The 21,168-nt window shown below is 45.8% G+C and carries 21 protein-coding genes; 12 read left to right on the forward strand and 9 right to left on the reverse strand.

Annotated elements, in window-relative coordinates; all coding sequences use genetic code 11:
* Positions 1-43: 43 nt before the first annotated feature.
* Positions 44-223 carry an oxidoreductase-like domain-containing protein gene (locus tag IM753_RS10505; protein WP_194109256.1) on the reverse strand — a complete coding sequence of 60 codons (180 nt, stop codon included), beginning with the start codon at positions 221-223 and terminating at the stop codon, positions 44-46.
* 125 nt (positions 224-348) lie between these two features.
* On the opposite strand from IM753_RS10505, the gene IM753_RS10510 reads away from it, so the two are divergent.
* The 5 genes from IM753_RS10510 (at position 349) to IM753_RS10530 (ending at position 3,658) form a co-directional block, all read left to right on the forward strand.
* Complete coding sequence (locus tag IM753_RS10510; protein WP_062501361.1) at positions 349-666, forward strand: BolA family transcriptional regulator; 318 nt, start codon at positions 349-351, stop codon at positions 664-666.
* 37 nt (positions 667-703) lie between these two features.
* Positions 704-1,096 (forward strand): hypothetical protein, encoded by a 393-nt coding sequence (locus IM753_RS10515; protein WP_065255704.1) that lies wholly within the window; start codon positions 704-706, stop codon positions 1,094-1,096.
* 147 nt (positions 1,097-1,243) lie between these two features.
* Entirely contained in the window at positions 1,244-2,119 is an 876-nt protein-coding gene (gene lgt / locus IM753_RS10520; protein WP_065255703.1) for a prolipoprotein diacylglyceryl transferase, read from the forward strand.
* Positions 2,120-2,381: 262 nt separating this feature from the next.
* Positions 2,382-3,224 carry a thymidylate synthase gene (locus tag IM753_RS10525; RefSeq protein WP_065255702.1) on the forward strand — a complete coding sequence of 281 codons (843 nt, stop codon included), beginning with the start codon at positions 2,382-2,384 and terminating at the stop codon, positions 3,222-3,224.
* Positions 3,225-3,235: 11 nt separating this feature from the next.
* Positions 3,236-3,658: a hypothetical protein gene (locus IM753_RS10530; protein ID WP_156065061.1), complete on the forward strand. Its 423-nt coding sequence runs from the start codon at positions 3,236-3,238 to the stop codon at positions 3,656-3,658.
* Positions 3,659-3,726: 68 nt separating this feature from the next.
* Here IM753_RS10530 and IM753_RS10535 read toward each other — a convergent pair whose 3' ends face one another.
* Complete coding sequence (locus tag IM753_RS10535; RefSeq protein ID WP_065255700.1) at positions 3,727-4,185, reverse strand: hypothetical protein; 459 nt, start codon at positions 4,183-4,185, stop codon at positions 3,727-3,729.
* A 70-nt stretch (positions 4,186-4,255) separates the two neighbouring features.
* On the opposite strand from IM753_RS10535, the gene IM753_RS10540 reads away from it, so the two are divergent.
* Positions 4,256-4,786: a dihydrofolate reductase gene (locus IM753_RS10540; RefSeq protein WP_065255699.1), complete on the forward strand. Its 531-nt coding sequence runs from the start codon at positions 4,256-4,258 to the stop codon at positions 4,784-4,786.
* 55 nt (positions 4,787-4,841) lie between these two features.
* Entirely contained in the window at positions 4,842-5,030 is a 189-nt protein-coding gene (locus IM753_RS10545; RefSeq protein WP_065255698.1) for a hypothetical protein, read from the forward strand.
* Between the two features lie 39 nt (positions 5,031-5,069).
* On the opposite strand, the gene IM753_RS13050 is transcribed toward IM753_RS10545, so the two are convergent.
* The 5 genes from IM753_RS13050 to IM753_RS10565 all read right to left on the reverse strand — a co-directional run bounded on the left by IM753_RS13050 (position 5,070) and on the right by IM753_RS10565 (position 9,627).
* Positions 5,070-6,140 (reverse strand): TonB-dependent receptor domain-containing protein, encoded by a 1,071-nt coding sequence (locus IM753_RS13050; protein ID WP_227713141.1) that lies wholly within the window; start codon positions 6,138-6,140, stop codon positions 5,070-5,072.
* Positions 6,076-7,845: a TonB-dependent receptor plug domain-containing protein gene (locus IM753_RS13055; protein ID WP_370582845.1), complete on the reverse strand. Its 1,770-nt coding sequence runs from the start codon at positions 7,843-7,845 to the stop codon at positions 6,076-6,078. The genes IM753_RS13050 and IM753_RS13055 overlap by 65 nt, the downstream gene beginning before the upstream one ends.
* A 159-nt stretch (positions 7,846-8,004) precedes the next feature.
* Positions 8,005-8,595, reverse strand: a complete 591-nt coding sequence (gene ccmE / locus IM753_RS10555; RefSeq protein WP_083108103.1) for a cytochrome c maturation protein CcmE — start codon at positions 8,593-8,595, stop codon at positions 8,005-8,007.
* Between the two features lie 3 nt (positions 8,596-8,598).
* Positions 8,599-8,805 carry a heme exporter protein CcmD gene (gene ccmD / locus IM753_RS10560; protein ID WP_065255697.1) on the reverse strand — a complete coding sequence of 69 codons (207 nt, stop codon included), beginning with the start codon at positions 8,803-8,805 and terminating at the stop codon, positions 8,599-8,601.
* A 21-nt stretch (positions 8,806-8,826) separates the two neighbouring features.
* The gene (locus tag IM753_RS10565) at positions 8,827-9,627 is read right to left on the reverse strand and encodes a heme ABC transporter permease (protein WP_194109257.1); all 801 of its coding nucleotides are present in this window, start codon (positions 9,625-9,627) and stop codon (positions 8,827-8,829) included.
* 538 nt (positions 9,628-10,165) lie between these two features.
* On the opposite strand from IM753_RS10565, the gene IM753_RS10570 reads away from it, so the two are divergent.
* The 5 genes from IM753_RS10570 to IM753_RS10590 all read left to right on the forward strand — a co-directional run bounded on the left by IM753_RS10570 (position 10,166) and on the right by IM753_RS10590 (position 14,422).
* Positions 10,166-10,936, forward strand: a complete 771-nt coding sequence (locus tag IM753_RS10570) for an ABC transporter ATP-binding protein (RefSeq protein WP_194109258.1) — start codon at positions 10,166-10,168, stop codon at positions 10,934-10,936.
* A gap of 44 nt (positions 10,937-10,980) precedes the next feature.
* On the forward strand, positions 10,981-11,877 hold the full coding sequence (locus IM753_RS10575) for a transporter substrate-binding domain-containing protein (protein WP_083108105.1): 897 nt from the start codon (positions 10,981-10,983) through the stop codon (positions 11,875-11,877).
* A 33-nt stretch (positions 11,878-11,910) separates the two neighbouring features.
* Positions 11,911-12,828 carry a transporter substrate-binding domain-containing protein gene (locus IM753_RS10580; protein ID WP_083108107.1) on the forward strand — a complete coding sequence of 306 codons (918 nt, stop codon included), beginning with the start codon at positions 11,911-11,913 and terminating at the stop codon, positions 12,826-12,828.
* Positions 12,829-12,986: 158 nt separating this feature from the next.
* The gene (locus IM753_RS10585) at positions 12,987-13,718 is read left to right on the forward strand and encodes an ABC transporter permease (RefSeq protein WP_065255695.1); all 732 of its coding nucleotides are present in this window, start codon (positions 12,987-12,989) and stop codon (positions 13,716-13,718) included.
* A complete protein-coding gene (locus IM753_RS10590; RefSeq protein ID WP_065255694.1) occupies positions 13,715-14,422 on the forward strand; it encodes an ABC transporter permease in 708 nt (235 codons plus the stop codon). The genes IM753_RS10585 and IM753_RS10590 overlap by 4 nt, the downstream gene beginning before the upstream one ends.
* Before the next feature lie 42 nt (positions 14,423-14,464).
* On the opposite strand, the gene IM753_RS10595 is transcribed toward IM753_RS10590, so the two are convergent.
* Positions 14,465-16,828, reverse strand: coding sequence for a hypothetical protein (locus IM753_RS10595; protein WP_194109259.1), 2,364 nt, complete (start codon positions 16,826-16,828; stop codon positions 14,465-14,467).
* A 148-nt stretch (positions 16,829-16,976) separates the two neighbouring features.
* A complete protein-coding gene (locus IM753_RS10600) occupies positions 16,977-21,143 on the reverse strand; it encodes a S8 family serine peptidase (protein ID WP_194109260.1) in 4,167 nt (1,388 codons plus the stop codon).
* Positions 21,144-21,168 lie beyond the last annotated feature (25 nt).

Genomic DNA, 21,168 nt, shown 5'->3' on the forward strand with positions numbered 1-21,168 from the left:
GATGAAATTTTAATCATCTTTGGATAATCTCATAAACCCCCAATCATTCATTTTTATCAATCACATGACCCCATTTGGCATCATAATCCGCTTTTTGCAATTTATAAATTTCAAATACACACAGCTCATCACAGCCATTATCACAGCATTCATAACCTTCGGGCGGTTCGGGTGGGGGTGGAATGTCGTTTGGGATTTTAGATGCTGATGAATGGTCGCTCATAAGGGTCTCTATGGTTTTGAATAAATGGTTTTTGGATAAATGATTTTTGATAATTATTTTGATAAATGGTATTATACCCCCTATTTAAGCCTTTTTAAACTTTTTAAACAAATAAAAGCCACATCATGAACACCCAAACCGCCCTAACCCATGCCCTAACCGCCCTGCACCCCACGCACATAACCTTAGATAACGAAAGTCATATGCACGCAGGGTACTTTGACGGTAAAGAGAGTCATTTTAAACTCATCATCGTCAGTGATGAATTTGTTGGCAAACGTCTGGCGTCTCGTCATCAGCTTGTCTATGGTTTGGTCAATCCCTGTCTGACCACACAAGGCGGTACGGTACATGCCCTTGCCATTCACGCCTACACGCCTGATGAATGGGCGAGCCTATCATCCGCCCCAAACAGTCCCAACTGTGCCGGACAAAATAAATAATTCCAACTTTATCGCACTTACCAACATAGGTATCTTTATGAAAAAAGCACTCATCTCATTGGCGGTTGTCACTGTCGCTCTCACAGGCTGTGCCACCACCAACATCGCCCCCCAACACGTCAATCCTGCCAATTATCAAGGCTATGATTGCACCGTCCTACAAAGCGAAGTGGCTCGCATTAGCCAAACCGCCAAAGCCACCGAAAACCAAAACATCGGACTGTCCGCCACAGGTATCGGCATTGGTCTTGCTGGCGGTCGTGGTGGTATCTATCCGTCCATTAGCGTGGGGGCAGGACTTGGCAGTGGAGCAAGACAAGCCAAAACCAACACCCTAGCCAAACTCTATGGCGAGCATGATGCGATGATTGTCGCCGCTCGCCAAAAAGGCTGTGCCTTTGCTCAAAATGTCAAGATTTATGGCGAATGATTGGGTTTAACACCCAATTTATTAGGCAAATACCCATGTATTTGCCTTTTGTTTTTAGCCTGCTTTTACATGAGACTTCAATTTAATTTGATTTTAAAATGAGTAAAAATTTGCTATCATAAGCCAATTTTTAGCTGATGATTTTTTATGGCAATCACACACCCCCAATTTGACCCTGTCGCCCTTGATTTGGGCTTTATCCAAGTGCATTGGTATGGACTTATGTACTTGCTTGCCTTTTTGTCTGCCTACATATTGGCGACTTATCGTGGCAAAAAACGGGGCGATTTTACGAGCGAAGCCGTCTCCGATTTGATATTTTTTGGGGCAATGGGCGTGATTTTGGGCGGTCGGATTGGCTATGTGATTTTGTACAATTTTGGCGAATTTTTGGCAAATCCTGCCTATCTTTTCAAGGTATGGGAAGGGGGCATGAGCTTTCATGGCGGATTTGTCGGTGTGCTGGTTGCCATGTTCTTTTTTGGACGTAAATACAAAAAACACGCCTTTACCGTACTGGATTTTATCGCCCCTTGTGTGCCGTTAGGCTTACTGTTTGGGCGGATTGGTAACTTTGTGGGTGGCGAGCTGTGGGGGCGGGTGTCGCATGGCGATTATGCTCATCTCATGTACTTTCCCCAAGCGGTTCATGCCGACCACGAGCTTATCAATGCTGACCCGAGTTTACATGAGATTGCCGTGCAAATGGGCGATTACTTCTTACTGCCACGACACCCAAGCCAGCTTTATCAAGCCTTTACCGAAGGATTGGTGCTGTTTGTGATGCTATGGTGGTTTAGCACCAAGCCACGCCCCCGCTATGCCGTGTCCGCTCTGTTTTTGCTCGGTTATGGGTGTAGCCGTTTTATTACCGAGTTTTTCCGTCAACCTGACGTGGGCTATGAGCTGATATTTGGGTGGATGAGCAAGGGGCAATTATACAGTCTGCCGATGATTATCGCAGGGGTGGTGTTAATGGCTCTTGCCTATAAAAAGCCGATTTATGATTGGCAAAAAGCATAACGCAAAACAATATTGGGCGAATGTGATTCGCCCCTACCTATCTGACATTTAAAAATTTTTAAATTGACAATAGACTTCTTGCGAAACCCTGAATTAAAGAAAACCGTTCGTGGTGAGCTTGTCGAACCATAACGGTTTTCCGACCCTTCGACAGGCTCAGGGCGAACGGAAAACCTAGTATCGCAAGAAGTCTAATGTCTTTTAATTAAATAATTTTCAAATTTAATTTATCCCCTACCCTATTTTAAAAAGAGCGAAAAAAATGAAACAATACCTAGAACTCCTATCCCATATCCTAAACCACGGCACGGACAAATCCGACCGCACAGGCACAGGCACCCGCTCGGTGTTTGGTTATCAAATGCGGTTTAATTTGGCAGACGGCTTTCCCCTGCTCACCACAAAAAAAGTGCATATGAAATCAATAACGCACGAGCTTTTGTGGTTTATCAAGGGCGACACCCACGTCAAATACTTGCAGGATAATGGCGTAACCATTTGGGACGAGTGGGCGACTGCCGAACAGACGGCACGATTTGGCAGACAAGCGGGCGATTTGGGGGCGGTGTACGGTCATCAATGGCGTAACTTTGGGGCAACCAAAAACGCTGACGGCTCATATCAGGCGGACGGCTTTGACCAGCTTGCGTGGCTTGTGAACGAAATCAAAACCAACCCCGACTCTCGCCGTCTCATCGTCTCAGGCTGGAATCCGCACGAAGCGAGCCAAGTCGCCCTACCGCCTTGCCATACGCTGTTTCAGTTTTATGTGGTAAATGGCAAGCTGTCGTGCCAGCTTTATCAGCGTAGTGCGGACGTGTTTTTGGGCGTGCCGTTTAATATCGCAAGCTATGCCCTACTCACGCACATGGTCGCCCAAGTGTGTGGGCTGGGTGTGGGTGATTTTGTGTGGACGGGGGGCGATACGCATTTGTACCATAACCACTTTGAGCAAGCTAAACTGCAACTGACCCGTGAGCCGTTGCCACTTTGTGAATTACAATTAAATCCAAATATTGATAACTTGTTTGATTTTAAATTTGATGATATTAACATCGTAAATTATCAATCACACGCACGCATTAAAGCGGACGTGGCGGTGTAATTATCCCAATCATGACAACAAGCCCATATCGCCCATTATCGGCATGGGTGCTAGGATTATCATCAATGGCATTGTTTTTTGTCAATGCCAATAATCTTTGCACTGCTTTTGACGGTGTGCCATTTTATATTTATGAAATCCAAAGCTCGGGCAATGACGATGACGTGATTTTTAAATTATTGGCAATGATTGGCGTGATAGGCTCATTGATATTGGGATTGATAAAAAATAAATTCATCTATGGTATATGGGTATCGATATATTATGCCGTGATGTGGTTATTATTACAATGGATTGAAAGTGGGTCTGTATTTTATTTGATTTGGCATTCTATATATCATTGCCAAAATTGGGCATTGGCGGTATTTATTATCGGGCAGGGGTTGTTTTTGGGGATTTTGGGATTTGGATTTAGAAAACATAGATTTGACTGAATAAATAAAAACCCAATATTTTAACATACTGGGTTTTTATTGATGACATTTACACACTAATTGGCAAATTATTTAATGTCATCTTTACCAATCTTAAATTCCCCAACCAATTTACGCTCTGGCATGAGATAATAGCGATAAACTTGCTCTACGCCACCATTGATTATGGCGACTGCGGTTGGGGTCTTTTTGATTTCATTGATACGAAAGCGTTTGCCCGATTGGATATGAGCTTGAATTTGGGTTGGGTCGCTATTTCTCACCTTATTACCACATTGGTCATCTAATAACAGATTGTCAAAAATCACTTGATTGCCTGATTTTGTGATTTGCATTTTGGTACAGGGGTCTATCATTTGGTTGTGATATTTGGCGGTTGCTTGGGTGTATAATAAATCCGCAAGCTCGTTGGGTGTTTTGCCCTGCGTGATGCGTCTAAAATCATCATTGATTTGTGTGTTTAGGGTGGCAGTGGATTGGCAGGCGGTTAATGTCAAAATACCTGCGATAAGTAGAATTGCTTTCATAAGATGCCTTATAAATTGCTTTTTTGATACACACTTATTATAATAAAAAAAACAATTTTTGGAAGTCGTCATGCCCTTATTTTGTGCCACACACCCCATAAAAATCGTCCATGTGGTCGCCAAAGACCGCCAAAACTGTATCGGCAAGGACAATGATTTGGCTTGGCATATCCCTGCTGATTTAAAGCATTTTAAGGAAATCACCACAGGGGGCGTGATTGTCATGGGACGAAAAACGTTCGAGTCGCTCGGTCGCCCCCTACCCAATCGCACGCACCACGTCATCACACGAGATACGGCATGGACGGCGGACGGTGTGGCGGTGGCTCATGATTTGGCAACAGCTATCAATAACGCCAAAGCTGATGCGGTGCAACTCGGCAAAGATAGGATTTTTATCATTGGTGGGGGCGAGATTTACCGCCAAAGCCTAAGCATGGCGGACGTGCTAGAAATCACAGAGGTGGATTTGGACGTGCAAGGCGACACGCATTATCCTACCGTTACGGACGATTTTTGTGAAGTGTGGCGGTCGGATAGGCAGATAGATGATAAGAGTGGGATTGGGTTTGAATTTGTGCGGTACGAAAAATCGGTATGATTCTTGCATAAATTTAGGATAAATTGACAGTTTTTGTATTTAATAAAGGTACTTTATGAAACATCTTAGCCTGCTTGCCCTATTGGCAGTTGCCCTAACTGGTTGTAACGCCATGACTGCCACTGCCGACAAAGCGATGAACAAACAAAGCTCATTTTCCCAAGAGCCTAGCACTCGCTATCCAACTGTTGATGAACAAAAAGACAGCGAGCAAGCTAAGTTTGGTCAGCAGGCTTTTGAATAACACTAAAAATCCCCAATCATGGGGATTTTTTATACCATGCTAGAACTTAACGGTAGCACTTAGGCTAAAATTACGTCCCATTTGTGGCACAAAGGGCAAAAATGAGTTATGGATATACACCTTCTCATCAAGCACGTTATTAGCTCGCAAAGATAGGGTGTAGTCTAGGTTGCCCCAGTGGTTGTGATAGTCTAAGCCGAGATTGAGCAGGTTATAACCCTTAGTAACATTCTCAGTAATGGTGCGTGCCTGCATGGTAAGTGGGTTTTCAGAGTTATTATAGGACATTTTCCCATAATCTGGTTTGATAGCGATGGTTGATGTTGAAATCTTATCCTGCTCAAAGACATGGCTATATTCAGCATTGGCAGACCATTTATCACCAAAATAGCCTTGCCAACGCACACCTAGCCGCATGGGTGGCACCCGTGGGGCGTTGGTCGCAGGGCGTTCTAGCCAGTCATAATCTTCTTCACTTGGCGTGGTCGTACCGTTTTTATAGACATTAATGGTACGACTACATTCATTATCAGGATCAATTTGACCCCACTCTTCGGGTGTTTTATCTGCACAAGTTAGACTGCTTGTGCCATCTTCATCATAGAAGCCATCTTCTGTAACTTGCATTTCTTTGATATCATCATCAAAATACACCCATTTTCTACCCGAATGTAATAATTTACCCTTGACAGGAGCTAGACTACCAATCTTACCACGCACCATATCACCAAACAATGTGATATCATGGTTAGGGTTGACATGGAAAGTCATCTCGCCTTCTAATCCGTAGAATTTGGCGGTGGTTTGGTTGTAACGGCGGATATAGAGATTGCCCGCTTTGGCGACATTTTCATTAAAAATATAATTATCAAAATCACTATAATAAGCACTGCCCTTATAGCTGACCTTATCACCCGTATGGCTAAGAGCTAACTCGTAGTTGTCCGATTTTTCTTTGGTTAGGTCTTTGTTGCCGTACTCAAATGAGTTGGTCGCCAAATGTTTGCCACTAAAATACAGCTCCATCGGGGCAGGCAAGCGTTCATTATGCGAATAAGTCGCAGACAGACGGTAATTGGGGGGCGAACTCCCAACTTGCCGTACCTGCATAAGACACCGCACTTTGGGTATAGGGCGACAGGTCTGGGTGTTGGGGTTCTTTATTGTTGGTGGCAGATGAGTTTGCTATATGCCTTTGCAATTTCTCTGCCAACAGTTCATGGTCGTAATGAACGGGTGTTTTTTGGCGTTCATACCGCACCGCCCCTTCTAGGGTGAGATTGCCTTTATTAAAACTCTCTAAGGCGAATACGCTAAAATTCTTATTGGTGTGCGGCACAAGCAAATAGCGTGGGTCTGCCTTTGATGTATCACCATAGCTAGGCAGGTAAGGAACGGTAGCACTTGCCTTTTGGGTTTGGTATTGCACGCCTGCCATGCCCTTTAATGTACCGCCAAATAAAGATACAGGCGAATGATAGCCTTCTAAGCGTGAGTTAAAACCTTTATTGGTAAAAATCGCTGATGGGTGTCCACGATCAGCTATTGCTTTTTCTCTGATTTCATCATCTGTATTTGCCTCAATGCCTGTGGTGCGAGTGGGATTGCCAGGGTCTTTTTCATCATGAAAATAATCGGCATAAGTCAGCGACAATCGCACCTTATCCATGCCACGCACAGGGTTATTTAGCTCACCACGCAAATCATAGCGGTCAGTTTTCATGTCCACCCACGGACCTGAGTGGTTGTGGTCGTGGTCAAAGCCAAAGGGATTATCATGGCTATGCCCATGCTCTTCGCCATTGCTTGCCACTTTACAGCTATCAAAATGTGGCGTATTAACAATATCGTCATCATCCATCAGATGCGGATAGGCATTCAAATAATAACGCCCTGCCACCGCCCGCTCGGGGTTGTCAATAGCACTAACAAAGTGGGCAGTGCAACTGTCATAATGATGATTATGCCCCGGTATCCCATATTTATCCTGACGGCGACTGTATGACACGCCAATATGACCCTTATCGCCGATATAGGACACGCCCACCGTGCCAACGGTCGATTTGTTATGGCTATCAGGCAGATAGTCTAGCATGACATCAGACTGAAATTCTGGAACATCATAATCATCGGCACGGCGAGTCAGCCCTTCGACTCGCACCGCCACGTTTTGCCCCACGCCCATGTTAAGACTGGCTGTGGCAACTCTCTCATTACTGCCTGTGTTATAGCGTAACAACGTCTCGCCTTCGATGTTGTCCTTGATGTTACCCTGTGGCATACGGCTAGGAATCCGCTCGTCAACGACATTCACCACGCCTGCCTGCGACGCTGTGCCATACAGGAGCGTGCCTGCCCCACGCACCAGCTCCACACGGCTCGCTAGCAGGGTGTCGGCGGCGACCACATGGTCAGGCGATAGAGCAGACATATCAATAACGTCCGTGCCGTTTTGTAAAATCTTCACTCGCACCCCGTCCTGTCCACGAATGATAGGCTTACTCGCCCCACCGCCAAAGGGGTTAGAGTGAATACCCAGCTCGCCTGCTAGGGCGTTACCCAGCGTTGCCGAGCGATGTTTGAGCTTATCACGCCCCACCGTCATCTGCGTGCCGATAGACGGACGTTCAATATAAATGGTCTCATCAGCAAGCACCACCGTTGGCTCATCGCTCTGGGTCTCATCAGCATAAGCAAGCTGAGCACTAAGGGCGACCGCCACCGCAAGGCATAAGGGGGTCTTGCTTGGGCGTTTGGGTGTCTGATGATTAGTTAAATGATGATTAGTTAAATGATGACTGGATTGTTTTAACACAATCTTACTCCTGTTTACATCACAATTAAAATAGAAACATTATAACATAACTATTATAAATTGAAATATTATAACATGACAAAATAATCATCATTTAACAAAAAAAGAGTGTCCATGATAGACACTCTTTTACTTTTAAAATAAAACGGCTTTTATACGCTACTGCTGTGTATCGCTCTCATTTTGGGTTGGGCTTGGATTTTGGCTGTCGCTTTGGGCTTGGGCTTGGGCTTGATTTTGGCTTTGCTCGGCTTGTCTTTGGTCAATCTCCGCCATGCTTGTGGCAGGGATAAATTGCCCGTTATTCACGTCCGTTCCCCGTTCGGCGTGTTCGGCTTTTAGCGATTTGGCGACTTCGGGGGGCATATAGTTCTCATCATGCTTGGCAAGCACTTCACTGGCGACAAACGTCCCACCTTGTAACTCACCGGTTGCCACCACCCCTGAATTTTCGGCAAACAAATCCGGCAATACACCCCGATATGTCATCGGCACGACTGCTTTATAATCAGTTACTTCAAACTGGATATTTAACGGGTCATTGGGGTCTCGCTTAACCGAGCCTGCCACCACCATGCCCCCTGCACGGATACGCTTGTTTTCGGGGGCTTTGCCGGCAGTAATGGCGGTCGGATCAAAATAATAATCGGTCTGCTGACGAATGGCGTACAAAATCAGTCCGACTGCCACCGCCACACCCACCAGCATGGCGATGACCCACATGAGCTTTTTTTGGCGTGCGTTATTCATAATTTAACCCTTTGCCAGTGCTTGGCGTTGTTTGTTGGTGAGTTTTTTGGTCTGTGTGGACAGTTTGGCAATGGTCTTGGTGCGTTCGCTTTTGGCATACCAAATCATAAGCACTATCGCCCCAAACACTAAGGCATAACACGTCCACACATAAGCCCCATGACCATTCATGTGGATAAAGTCTGCTAAATTTTGAAAATACGGTGTCATTGCTTGCCCCTTTTGAGCTGGCTATTTTTTGGCATTTAGGTAGTTGGCTACCCATGCTTTGTTATGTTCACGTTGTAAAATCAAGGAATTGGTGCGATAAATGGCGAGACCCGCCACCATAAAATACATACCAAGCATCATGATAAGCAGTGGCACCCACATGGACGCTGGCATTTTTGGGGCGTTGGTTACGGTAAACGTCGCCCCTTGGTGTAGGGTATTCCACCATTCTACCGAGTATTTGATAATCGGCAGATTGACCGCCCCAACAATGGACAAAATCGCCGCCGCCTTGCCCCGATTTTGGCTATGCTCAAAAGCACTAAACAGTGCCATGACCCCTGCATATAAAAACGCCAAAATCAGCATGCTGGTCAAACGTGCGTCCCACACCCAGTACGTCCCCCATGTTGGTTTCGCCCAAATCGAGCCTGTCAAGAGACTTAGCACACAGCAGATAAAGCCAATCGGGGCGACCGCTTGGGCGACAATGTTGGCGGTTTTGATTTTCCACACCAAAAAAATGACCCCTAGCACACTCATGGCAAAATAAATACTCATGGCAAGGCTGGCGGTTGGCACATGGATAAAAATAATGCGATAACTATTACCCTGCAAATAATCAGGCGGAGCGAACATGAGTCCCCACACCGTGCCAATGCTTATGAGCACAAAGGCAATTAGGGCAAGCCACTTGACCCACGGCGAGAAAATCTTAAAAAATCGCTCCGTGCCAACGGTCGTCAAAAAACCCTGCCACAGACGATTAAAAAATCCTGCATTTTTGGCGGTTGGAGAATTGGCTTTTTGGGCGTTTGGCATGGCTCACCGTAACAATATCAATGGCAGTAAAATTGTAATGATTAAAATTGAGAGTAGGACAATAAATGGCTAATTATAGCATATTTTTGGCGATTGTCAGTAATTGATAAACCGCCAAAAATGACCGACTTGGTAAAAAATCTGTCAAATTCGCTCATTTTTAAAACAAATTTGTCTCATTTTACCCTTTTTACCCCAATAATTTTGACAATTTTAACAAATTGATGAAAAAATTAGGGCGTGTTGAACATTGATAACATTTTTATAAAATGTGGTATAATTTAATGCTTTTATCAATTTTTGCATGAAAAATGGCTAAATCTTGTTTTTCTTCGTCAAAAACTTGTCTGATAGAATAACTATCAGCCTGCGTTTTTTCCTTGAAAAACGGGCGATTTCCCCTATTTTTCATAGCAAATACCAATATTCAACACACCCTAAAATTTTGCCGATTTTGGTAAAAATGATTTGCCTTTTTTATCAGATTTGTTCAAAATATACGATTAACTTTTGATTTTAAAAAACAACCGAGAAATTCATGACTGACCGCCCCATTGCCCTTGATTTACAAGACATTCACAAAAATTATGGCTCGCTTGAAGTCTTAAAAGGCGTCTCTTTGACCGCTTATGACGGCGATGTCATCAGTATCTTAGGGTCATCAGGTTCGGGCAAATCTACCCTACTTCGCTGTATTAATTTATTAGAAAAGCCCAGTGCTGGCAAGATTTTTGTGGGCAATGAAGAGCTACAACTCACCCCCAAAAAAGGCGAGCTTACCGCCAAAAATCCCAAACAACTTGAAAAACTTCGCTCCGAGATTGGCTTTGTGTTTCAGTCATTTAACCTATGGCCACACAAGACCATTTTAGAAAACATCACCGAAGCCCCCATTCATGTGCTGGGCGTAACTAAGGCAGATGCCATTGCCGAAGGCGAACGCCTGCTTGCCAAAGTGGGGCTACTGGACAAAAAAGACGCCTACCCTGACAACCTATCAGGCGGTCAGCGTCAGCGTGTGGCAATCGCCCGTTCACTTGCCATGAAACCCAAAGTTTTGCTGTTTGATGAACCCACGTCCGCCCTAGACCCAGAGCTCGTGAACGAAGTGCTGGCGGTCATGCGTGAGCTTGCCAGTGAAGGGCGTACCATGCTTATCGTAACCCATGAGATGCGATTTGCCAAAGAAGTCTCAACCAAAGTCGTCTTTTTACATCAAGGACGTATCGAAGAAATGGGCACGCCAACCGAAGTGTTTGAAAACCCCAAATCCGAGCGTGTCAAAGAATTTATGGCGTCTCATCAGTAACGCCACCCATGAGTATTTAACCCCAACCTAACATAAGGATTGTTATGAACGCATTGACCAAATTCTCCCTAAGCCTGCTCACAGCCAGCACCCTAGTTGCCTGTGGGGGCGACAAACCTGCCGATACACCAAAGGCAGACACCACCGCCCCACAAGCAGGCGAAGGCAGAAGTCTAATCATCGCCACCGAAGCCAACTACCCACCCTTTAACAACCTAAACGCTGACGGCAAAATTGTCGGTTTTGACGTGGACGTCATCAATGCCGTCTGTGCTGAGATTCAGGCAAACTGTGATGTCGTGGCACAGGACTGGGACGGCTTATTACCGGGTCTTTTGACCAACAAATACGATGCGGTCATCGCTGGTATGTCTATCACGCCCGAACGCCAAGCACAGGTAGATTTCTCCGAGCCGTATTTTAGTAACACTATCGTGTGGCTCTCCAAAACGGACGGCTCATTTGACCCGAGCAACATCAAAAATCTGGTGCTAGGCAGTCAGCGTTCCACCACAGGGGCGGACTACATCACCGAGCGATATGACGGCAAAGACGGCAACCGTGTTCAACTATATGACACCTACACCAACTCTTATCTTGACCTAAAAGCAGGGCGAAACCATGCAGTCATGGCAGAGAAAGTCTCGGCAATGGACTGGCTAAAACAAGGCAATGACGGCTTTGGACTGGTCGGCGATGAGATTGACAACAACGACAATCTAGGCATTGCCGTGCGTAAAGGCGACACCCTAAAAGCTGACTTTGATAAAGCACTCGCCACCCTAAAAGCCAATGGCACCCTTGCCGAGCTAGAAAAACAGCACTTTGGCGATACTGCCACGCCCACGCCAAGCGAGACTGCCGAGCCAGTAGTTGCCGAGACTGACAACACCGCCCAAGTCCAAGAGTCTGCTACTACCGAACCTGCAAAAAGCGAATAATTTAAAACCACCCACCAACCAAAAGGTTTTATCATGAAAATCAAATACTTAGCTATCGCCCTAACCGCCCTTGCCCTAACTGCCTGTGGGGGCGACAAACCTGCCAATACCACCGCAGACACCGCCAATGCTGGCACCCATGACGGCAAAAAAGTGCTGATTGCCACCGAGTCAAGCTTTAAGCCATTTAGTTATTTGGACACCACCGGCAATCTGGTCGGTTTTGAGATTGACCTTGCCAATGCCCTATGCACCGAGATGAAAGCCGACTGCGACATCGTGGCACAGGATTGGGACAGCCTAATCCCAAGCCTACAAGCGAACAAATCGGACGCCATCATGGCAGGCATGTCTATCACGCCAGAACGCCTAGAAGTGGTGGATTTCTCTGATGCCTATTTTGATAACACGCTTATCCTAGTCGGCAAAAAAGGCGACAGCATCACCATTAACGACTTAGCGGGCAAAACTGTGGGCGTACAGCAAGCCACTGTCTCGGGCGAATATCTTGCCAAACATCAGCCTAATGCTACTGTCAAGGCTTATGATAAGCAGGACAATGTACACCTTGACCTAAGTGCAGGACGTATTGATTATATGCTTGCCGACTTCGTGCCAGCGTCTGATTGGCTAAAAACCGATGCAGGGGCGAACTTTGAGATTAAAGGCGAGCCGATTGATATTGATGATAAAGTGGGTATTGCCGTGCGTAAAGATGATGCCCTAAAAGGCGAGTTTAACACTGCTTTGGCAAATCTAAAAGCCAGTGGCAAATATGATGAGCTGGTAGCAAAATACTTTGCCACCACAGGGTCTGCCAGTGTTCCTGACAATGCTCCCACTTCTGCTGACACGCCTGCCCCTGCTGGCGATGCCGAGCCTGTAAGCGAGCCTGCGGATACAAGCGAGACACAAAATACCGCGGTGAGTGAGAGTACTAAAAATAGTTAAGCAAAATTTTTGAAAAATTGGTAAAATAAGCGTTTTGTTCTATTTTACCCATTTGATAAGGTTACCCCTTAACAAAGCAATACTTAAAATAGACAAGCAAGCCTTGTCTATTTTTATTGAACAGCCATCAATACAATAACCACAAAGACCGCCACACCATGTTAGAACTCCACGGATACACCGATTTACTTTGGCAAGGCACGATTTTGACCATCAAATTGGGCGTAACGAGCCTGATTTTTGGATTGATTTTCGGGCTATTGGGGGCAACTGCCAAGCTCTCTAATATCTGGCTATTTAAAAGCCTTGCCAACATCTACACAACGGTAGTGCGTGGCATTCCCGAACTCTTAGTAGTCTTTGCCATCTATTTTGGTGGTGACATCATCGTGTCGTTTTTTGCCAAAGAAGTCTTTGGTTATCGTGGACGTATTGATATTGGCAGTTTTTGGCCGGGTGTGGTCGCCCTATCGGTCATGTTTGGGGCGTACGCCACCGAAGTGTTTCGCATGGCAATCCAAGAGATTCCCAAAGGACAGTGGGAAGCTGCCCAATCACTGGGCATGAGACCTGCCCAGACCTTTTTTCGCATTATCCTGCCACAGATGTGGGTCGTTGCCTTACCCGGTTTGGGTAACTTATTTTTGGTGCTACTAAAAGACACCGCCCTTATCTCACTCATCGGACTTAAAGATTTGATTTATTATTCATCTCGTGCCGCTCAGTCCACCCAAGAACCTTTTACCTTTTATCTTGTGGCAGCTCTCGTTTATCTGTGCCTAACAGCGGTCGTTACTGCCTGCATCAGCTTTGGCGAATGGCGAGCCAATCCTGCCAAACGTTACGCCAAAAAACTGCTTAAACAAAAAACAACGGGGGCAAAGGCATGAGCTGGAACTGGCAAGCGATTATCACGCATTTTCCCGAACTTCTAAAAGCATCCATCACCACCTTGGAGCTTGTGGCATTATCCAGTATCATCGGGCTGATTTTTGGGGTGGTTTTGGCACTGCTTAGACTCTCCAAAAACCCTTTGGTGCAGGTTTTTCCTTTTTTATACATTTTCTTTTTTCGTGGCACGCCCCTGCTGGTGCAGATTTTTCTGATTTATTATGGTCTCGGGCAGTTTAAAGCCATTCAAGAGAGCATGCTGTGGAAGCCCGTGCTTAGTCAAGCCTACTGGTGTGCCATCATCGCCTTTACGCTAAACACCGCCGCTTATGTCGCTGAGATTGTGCGTGGGGCGATACAGGCAGTTCCCCGTGGCGAGCTAGAAGCAGCGGACGCTTTGGGCATGTCGCCCATACAGAAGTTTACCCGCATTACCCTGCCCCGTGCCTTTGGGATTATGATACCTGCATACAGCAATGAAGTGATTTTTATGCTCAAAGGCTCAGCACTGGCAAGCACCATTACGGTGGTGGATTTGATGTACACCTCCAAAATCATCATTGCCAAGACGTACATGACCTTAGAGATTTATTTTGCCGCAGGTATCATCTATCTGCTCATCTCATGGCTGATATTGGCACTGTTTCGCTTGTTTGACCACTCATTTAATAAGCACAAAAGATACAATCCCATCCAAAAATAACAAAAACGGCAACTTGGTTTGCCATTTTGTCATCTCATCCTTTTATTCATCAAAAATTTCATGGTATTTTGGGAAAATATGTGCCTCTCTGCCCTGACCTAGTATGTAAGAGCTATACCGCTCCTGCTCTTCGATTTGGGGCAACAAATCATGAGTCTCCCCAAACTTATTTTTGGCACGTTGTAGCCACGCCTGATAAAATTTACCCTCCCACAGTCTTGATGGCAACACCATGACTCGCCCCTTTGTATCTTCGCTGATAATGATGGGAAATACTGTGTCCGACAGCATGCCATTTGGTAGATGTCGTCTATAAAACCATACGCTACTCACCGACAGCTCAACATTACCCAAGCTCTTTGGATAAGGCATGCCAAACACCCGAGAATTCTCCTGTGTCAGATGACGGGCATAAACCAACTGGTCAGGCTCTTTGGGCGTGGAACCTTTTAGAGCATATAACATCTCGCCATAAGCACGCAACTCATCAAGCGATGTCCGCCCCCTAGGGTCAAAAATCACCTCTCCGGCACAACTTTCTTCTCCTTGGCTAAAAATCTGATGATTCGCCCATATCAAGGATGCCCACACTATCCTACCTCGTCGATACAAGGTTGGCATGTGTGCAAGCTGACTGCCAAGCACGTCCTTTAACAGCCAATCTGGGGCGATGACTTGCAGATATTCTCTTTGGTTTGGTGCCAATCTGTTGATGACATCAAAGGCACCAATGTAGCTCTTTTCTTCTTCCCTTTTTGCCATCTCCTCAGGGGTGTATAAAGGCAATAACGACAACTCTACTTTATCCGCCAACACAACCAACGACTGCTCCTCTTGTATGCTGGCAAAGAAATTGTTTTCATTGACAAAGCCAGATGCATACAAATGAGCCATGTTTTGATTTAATTCAAATTCTAAGGATTCATAAATCAAAAGTGCGATGGTGGTCACCAAATGTGGTTGAGTTTTTAGCACCTCTGGTAAGTCAAACTCATAAAAACTGATGGGAAAAAAGCAAAAACCACCAATATGTCGCCTTGTCCGATAAGGCATAACCAACTTCAAATCCAGTACAGGCTTATGATACAACTTGATATGAATCATCAAGGCATCCGTCTTACCCATGTCTGTCGATACCAGCACGTCACAAGCACCGACCATACATGGCGAGTTGTCAGGGTTATTTTGCAACAACTCATTTAGCTTTATCAAAGGATTATCATCATCGATATCTACAAACTTGCTTTGCTTGGATTGAAGTTCGTATTTAAAGCAGGACGGCACCACAGGCTTACTCTCATAAATACTCACCAACCCCTTCGCCAGCATGGCACCCGCCACCTTAAAGGCAGACTGCCAAGGTTTTGGCAGTTTTTGAATGAGTTCATGATGGCTATTTTGTCTTTGCTCGGTAATCACAACTTTCGATGTTGGTTTTATCAGCTCATAAAACACCACAAGACTGTTGGGGCAATCCGAATCCAAGTCAAACAACATCGTATTAATCGTCATCATGATGGCATGATGGTCGTCATTAAAATTGGCAATAAATTGATATTCGATACGCTTTGGTAGTTTTGATGGCGACTGCTCGGTGAGTTGCTGGTAGTTGAGCCACGACAAAGTGCTTTTAAAAAGTTTGGCAAAGGTTGCACCAACGTAGAAATTAAGCAGATACAGCAATTTCTCAAATCCGTGATTTTCTGCGTATTGTTGATAGACTGCTTGATTTAGTTGATGGGTTTTTTTGATGGTTGATAAAGCACCATCCAAGCGAACAATGCTTTCAAAAGAATAATCAAAATCGATGTGCTTAATGTCATCAAAAAAAGCAAATGTATCATCGATGAGTTTTTGGTTTTTTAGTTTTGCCAAATATAAATAAGCCACTCGGTTCGGTTCTAAGTAAATACTGACCTCTTGGCTTTTAAAAATCACCCCCGTCATCGATTTGACAAAAACATCCAAACGATTTTGATGCGTCAAATGATCTTTGATGGCAAGCAGTGGCTGACAAAAGATATGCTCTCCGATTTGGGCAATCAAAGAATTTTCAAAGACCTTCTTCAAGGCAAAATCCGTGCCATGAGACTGATTTTTATCCCGAATGGCTTGCTGTGCTTCATCATAAGTAAGCCAAAGAATCGGCTCGTGGGTGTATCTTGCCAAATATTCCCCCAAATATGCGGCAAATGTCAAGCAAAGTGGGCGAAAGGTTTTTTTGGTAAATAGTGCATCCAAATCATATTTTTTTGCCAATTCATCCAAAAAATAAGCCATCTGCTCAATGCTATTTTCACCATAATCAAAGTTAATGGTCTTTATCAGCTCATAAAATGCGTTATTTTTGGGGGGTTGGTGCAAGCGTTCCAACAAAGTGGCGACTTGTGCGTTTGTACTGTTCATCGGTATGTCAAATTAATTGGTGTCAAGATTCATTTTATAAGGGCATATCATGATTTTAAAACCTTGTTAATATAAGATTAACAAGGTTTTTGGTTGTAAATTGCATAACCAAGCGATACCGCCATGACATACATCATGACGGCAATACCTAAAACCGACTCACAAGCCCAAGTTTCACTTGACTGCTGTCTGTGTGCTCACTGCCTGCATAGTCATAGCTTAGGCTTAGGGTGTTGTTTGGGGTGATGCGGTGGTTTAGACCAAGGGTGGCTTTGTATTTGTCTTTGCCAGTGTCCCAACCATTAAAGCTCAATGCTGTGTCTGTGCCTGTATAGTTGGTATTGATGGTGGCATCACGTTTGACTGCTTCATAAAAAGACAGACCACCGTAGAGTTCAAGATTTGGGGTAACTTGATAGTTGGCATTGACCCCTAGCCCTAACTGCAACTGTTTGACATCAATGTCATGGATGGTGTTAATGCCATCGTTCATGACTTTGTCATCATGGTCGTAGTGATGATAATTGGCGGAGACAAACGGATTAACCGACAATTTGGGGGTGACTTGGTTGTGTTTGCCCAGTTGTAAGCCCACGCCCAATGCCTTACCTTGCAGGTCAGTTTTGTTGCCATTGTGGTAGGTTGCTTTACCATCTAGCACACTGCCTTTGACAAAGCCTGATAGGTAGTTGTCATTACCCAGTGATTTTGATGCACCCACACTTACCGACATTAGTTTGGTGTCTGTCTTGTTGGTAACACCATAGACACTTTGGTTGACATCAAGCTGACTTGAATCAAACTGAGCACCGACCTTTATGCCCCCCAAGTCTGTGCCAATACCCGCAGATTGGTGGGTGCCTTTGCGATTGCTGATGGCTTGTCTTTGGTCAAGGTCATATTCTTCATAAGCAGCCTCTGCCCAGAATGAGCCTTGTTTTAGGGCGCTTAGACGTTGGGCGAAGGTATTGGACGAATCCACGCTTTGTTCGATGGCATTGACCGTACTATTGACGTAGATGGTTGGGTCAAGTTTATAAAGCTCTGCATTGGTGGCGGTGGTAGATAAGGTCTGTGCTAGGGTGTTGGCACTGCCTGCATTCATACCAGCAAAGGCTTCAAAGACACGCCCTGCAAAGGCTTTTTCTTGACTGTTTAGTGTGCCACCGGCTTGTTTGTCATCTAGCTTTGAGAGCACTTTGTCTAGGTTGTCTGCCACACTTTGTCCGCTTTGGGTCAGTGGCACCGAAGAAACCAAACCACCGGCTTGTTTGCGGTAAGCGTGTACTAAAACATCTTTGCTTTGTGCATCTGGGTTGTTGTTAATCACAATACCCATCTCATCAACCTCAGGGGATACCTCTACTTTGGTGATGCCAAACAAGGGGTTTGATGAGACATGGTTGGCGAAGGTGCCATCAATGCCTTTTTTACCACGCAACACTGTGCTGACATTCCCCTCTTTGGTGATGATGCCTTCTTTGGTTTCGCCGGTTAAGTCCAAGGTGCCACCTAGGGTTACTTTGCCATTGACCGTCATCATGTTGCCAAACTTGGCTTTAAAGCCCGCTTTGTCCTTGTTGGCATCACTGATATTCATGGTGTAGTCGCCATTGACGGTCAGGTTACCCTCATTATTGACATAACCGCCTGTTTGGGTGATGGACGCCAAACTGCCATAACCTGTCAGTTCACCTGCATTGACTTTAAAGGCAGAAGGACCATTTTGTCCATTGATTTCAAGGCTACCACCCTCTAAGATGGAGTCGCCTTTATAGCTGTTATTGCCAGTAAAGACAAGTCTGCCCTCACCTTTTTTGGTGAAACCTTTATCGCCTTTTAGGTCATTAGAGAAAACAGACAGCTCTGTGCCTTGGGTGTCAAGACTGACATCATCCCAATAAAAACCGCCATAGCCTTTGGTGGCTGCCTCTGTGTCTAAAAGACCCCAGCCGGATTCACGGGTGATGTTTTTGCCGTGGTGGTTTTTGATAACCTCTCTTTTCTCCCAAGGCATATCCTCAGGAAGTAAATAATAATCTCCCATCTTGTCCCTGCCTGACAATAAAGGATCTCTATCTCTGGGCTTGTAGCGATACTTCTCGATGCCCTTGTAAGTGGGGGATTCACGAGCAATGTCTTCAAAATCCTTAGCCGTTCCCAAAATGGTCTGCACCAAATTATAGTTTTTCATCCAAGGATAAGCTGCCTGCACCAACACTGCCGTGCCTGTCACACGAGCGGTGGCGGGCGACGTGCCTTGGTAGGTGCTTACTTGACCATTATTTTTATAATTGGTGCTGGTTGAAGGTGCTGCCAGACACCATTCGGCTGTCCTACCGCACAGATTGGCTTCGGCAAAATCTTCTCGGGGGGATGAGACAACAATATAACCATCTTTGAATTTTTCATTTAATAAAGGTGCCAAATTCTCATCATAAGCATCATTTTTCCCTTCGTTGCCTGACGCTTTTAACATCAAGACATCTTTATTGATGATAAGGTCGTGAATATAAGGGAGATTTTGCTCTGCCAAGGTAATAACAGACCAAGAATTTTGGGGTTTGACCTCGCCAGTTTCTTTGTTGTACTGTAAACGCAGGGCATCATTATACCAATTATCGCTATTGTTTGAACCCCATGAGTTGTTAAAGATTTTTACATCGTATCTCTTATTGATATCATGGATGACTTTAAATTGATTGCCATTGACAGTATTTGTCCCAATGGTATCACTGCCATAGATTTTGGCATTGGTCATGCCGTTGTTACCAGCAATGATGGATGCCATCTGGGTGCCGTGGTCTCCGCTTGCAGAAAAGGTTGAAGACTCGTACAAATCTCGACTGCCTTGTCTGATTTTGACCTGAGTGTCATGAACATTAGCACCAATCATGTCTTTGTTATTGCGATTTAGACCACTATCAATCACACCCACCAAAGACTGTGTTGTATCGATACTGGTTTTTAAATCACCCAAACGCTTAGCATACTCCTCTTCGCTGGTGCCATAGAATTTTTCAGTCAAGTTTTTGCGATAAGTACTACTTTGGGCAGTATTGGCATAATAACTGTCCATCGTGCTATAACCTGTGTGCGTGCCCTGACTGGGCTTAGGCTGATATCGCACCAACTCATTTTTAACAGGGCGTGGATACTCTGGCTTTTTTAAATCCTCTGCCTTAAAAGGGGCAACATAGTTTGGCGTTGGAGCTGGAATTGGTTCAGGTGCTGGCTCGGGCATGGGTCCCGGTGTTGGAACTGGCTCGGGTGTTGGCTCGGGCTGTGGAACCGGCTCAGGTGTTGGAACCGGTTCGGGCTCGGGTTCGGGCTGTGGAACTGGTTCAGGCTCGGGCATAGGTTCCGGTGTTGGCACAGGTTCAGGCGTAGGCTCAGGCTGTGGGACTGGCTCGGGTTCTGGTGTAGGTTCCGGTGCTGGAATTGGCTCTGGTGTTGGCTCGGGCTGTGGAACCGGCTCAGGGGTTGGCACAGGTTCCGGAGCTGGAACTGGTTCAGGCATGGGTTCCGGAGCTGGAATTGGTTCTGGCTCAGGTTCGGGTGTAGGTTCCGGTGCTGGAACTGGTTCAGGTTCAGGCATGGGTTCCGGTGCTGGAATTGGCTCTGGTGTTGGCTCGGGCTGTGGAACTGGCTCAGGCGTTGGAACCGGTTCGGGTTCGGGCGTTGGCACAGGTTCAGGGGTTGGCACAGGCTGTGGGACTGGCTCGGGTTCTGGTGTAGGTTCCGGAGCTGGAGTTGGAACTGGTTCAGGCGTTGGAACTGGTTCAGGCTCGGGCTCTGGTGTTGGCTTAGGCTGTGGAACAGGCTCAGGGGTCGGCACAGGTTCCGGAGTTGGTACTGGTTCGGGTTCGGGCATTGGAACCGGTTCGGGTTCCGGCTCAGGCATGGGCTGTGGAGCTGGTTCCGGAGCTGGAATTGGCTCGGGCGTAGGTATTGGAGTAGGGGCAGGTTCTGGTTCCACAGGACTAGGTACAGGCTGTGGTGCAGGAGTTGGGGTTGGAGCTGGCTCGGGTTCGGGTGTGGGTTGTGGTACAGGTACAGGTATCACAGGGGGTGTGATCGGGTTTGGAATTGGGTTGATTGGTGTGGGTGTTGGCACTGGTATTGGTGCCGGTGTGGGTGTGGGTGTTGGATTGACTGGATTGGGCACCGTGTCATTTTGCTGATTGTTGGCATGGATGAGTTTTTGGCTGTTAGGAAATGATGCAGACATGTCATCATAGGCACAGCCTGTTAAGGTCATGGCAGCCAGACAAGATGCGGTTAAAGGATTGACGGAGAGTTTGGGAGTTTTCATGAGTGTATATTTATGTGTAAATGAT

Origin of the sequence: Moraxella sp. K127, assembly GCF_015223095.1 — a bacterium.
In the GTDB taxonomy this organism is placed as follows: Bacteria; Pseudomonadota; Gammaproteobacteria; order Pseudomonadales; family Moraxellaceae; genus Moraxella.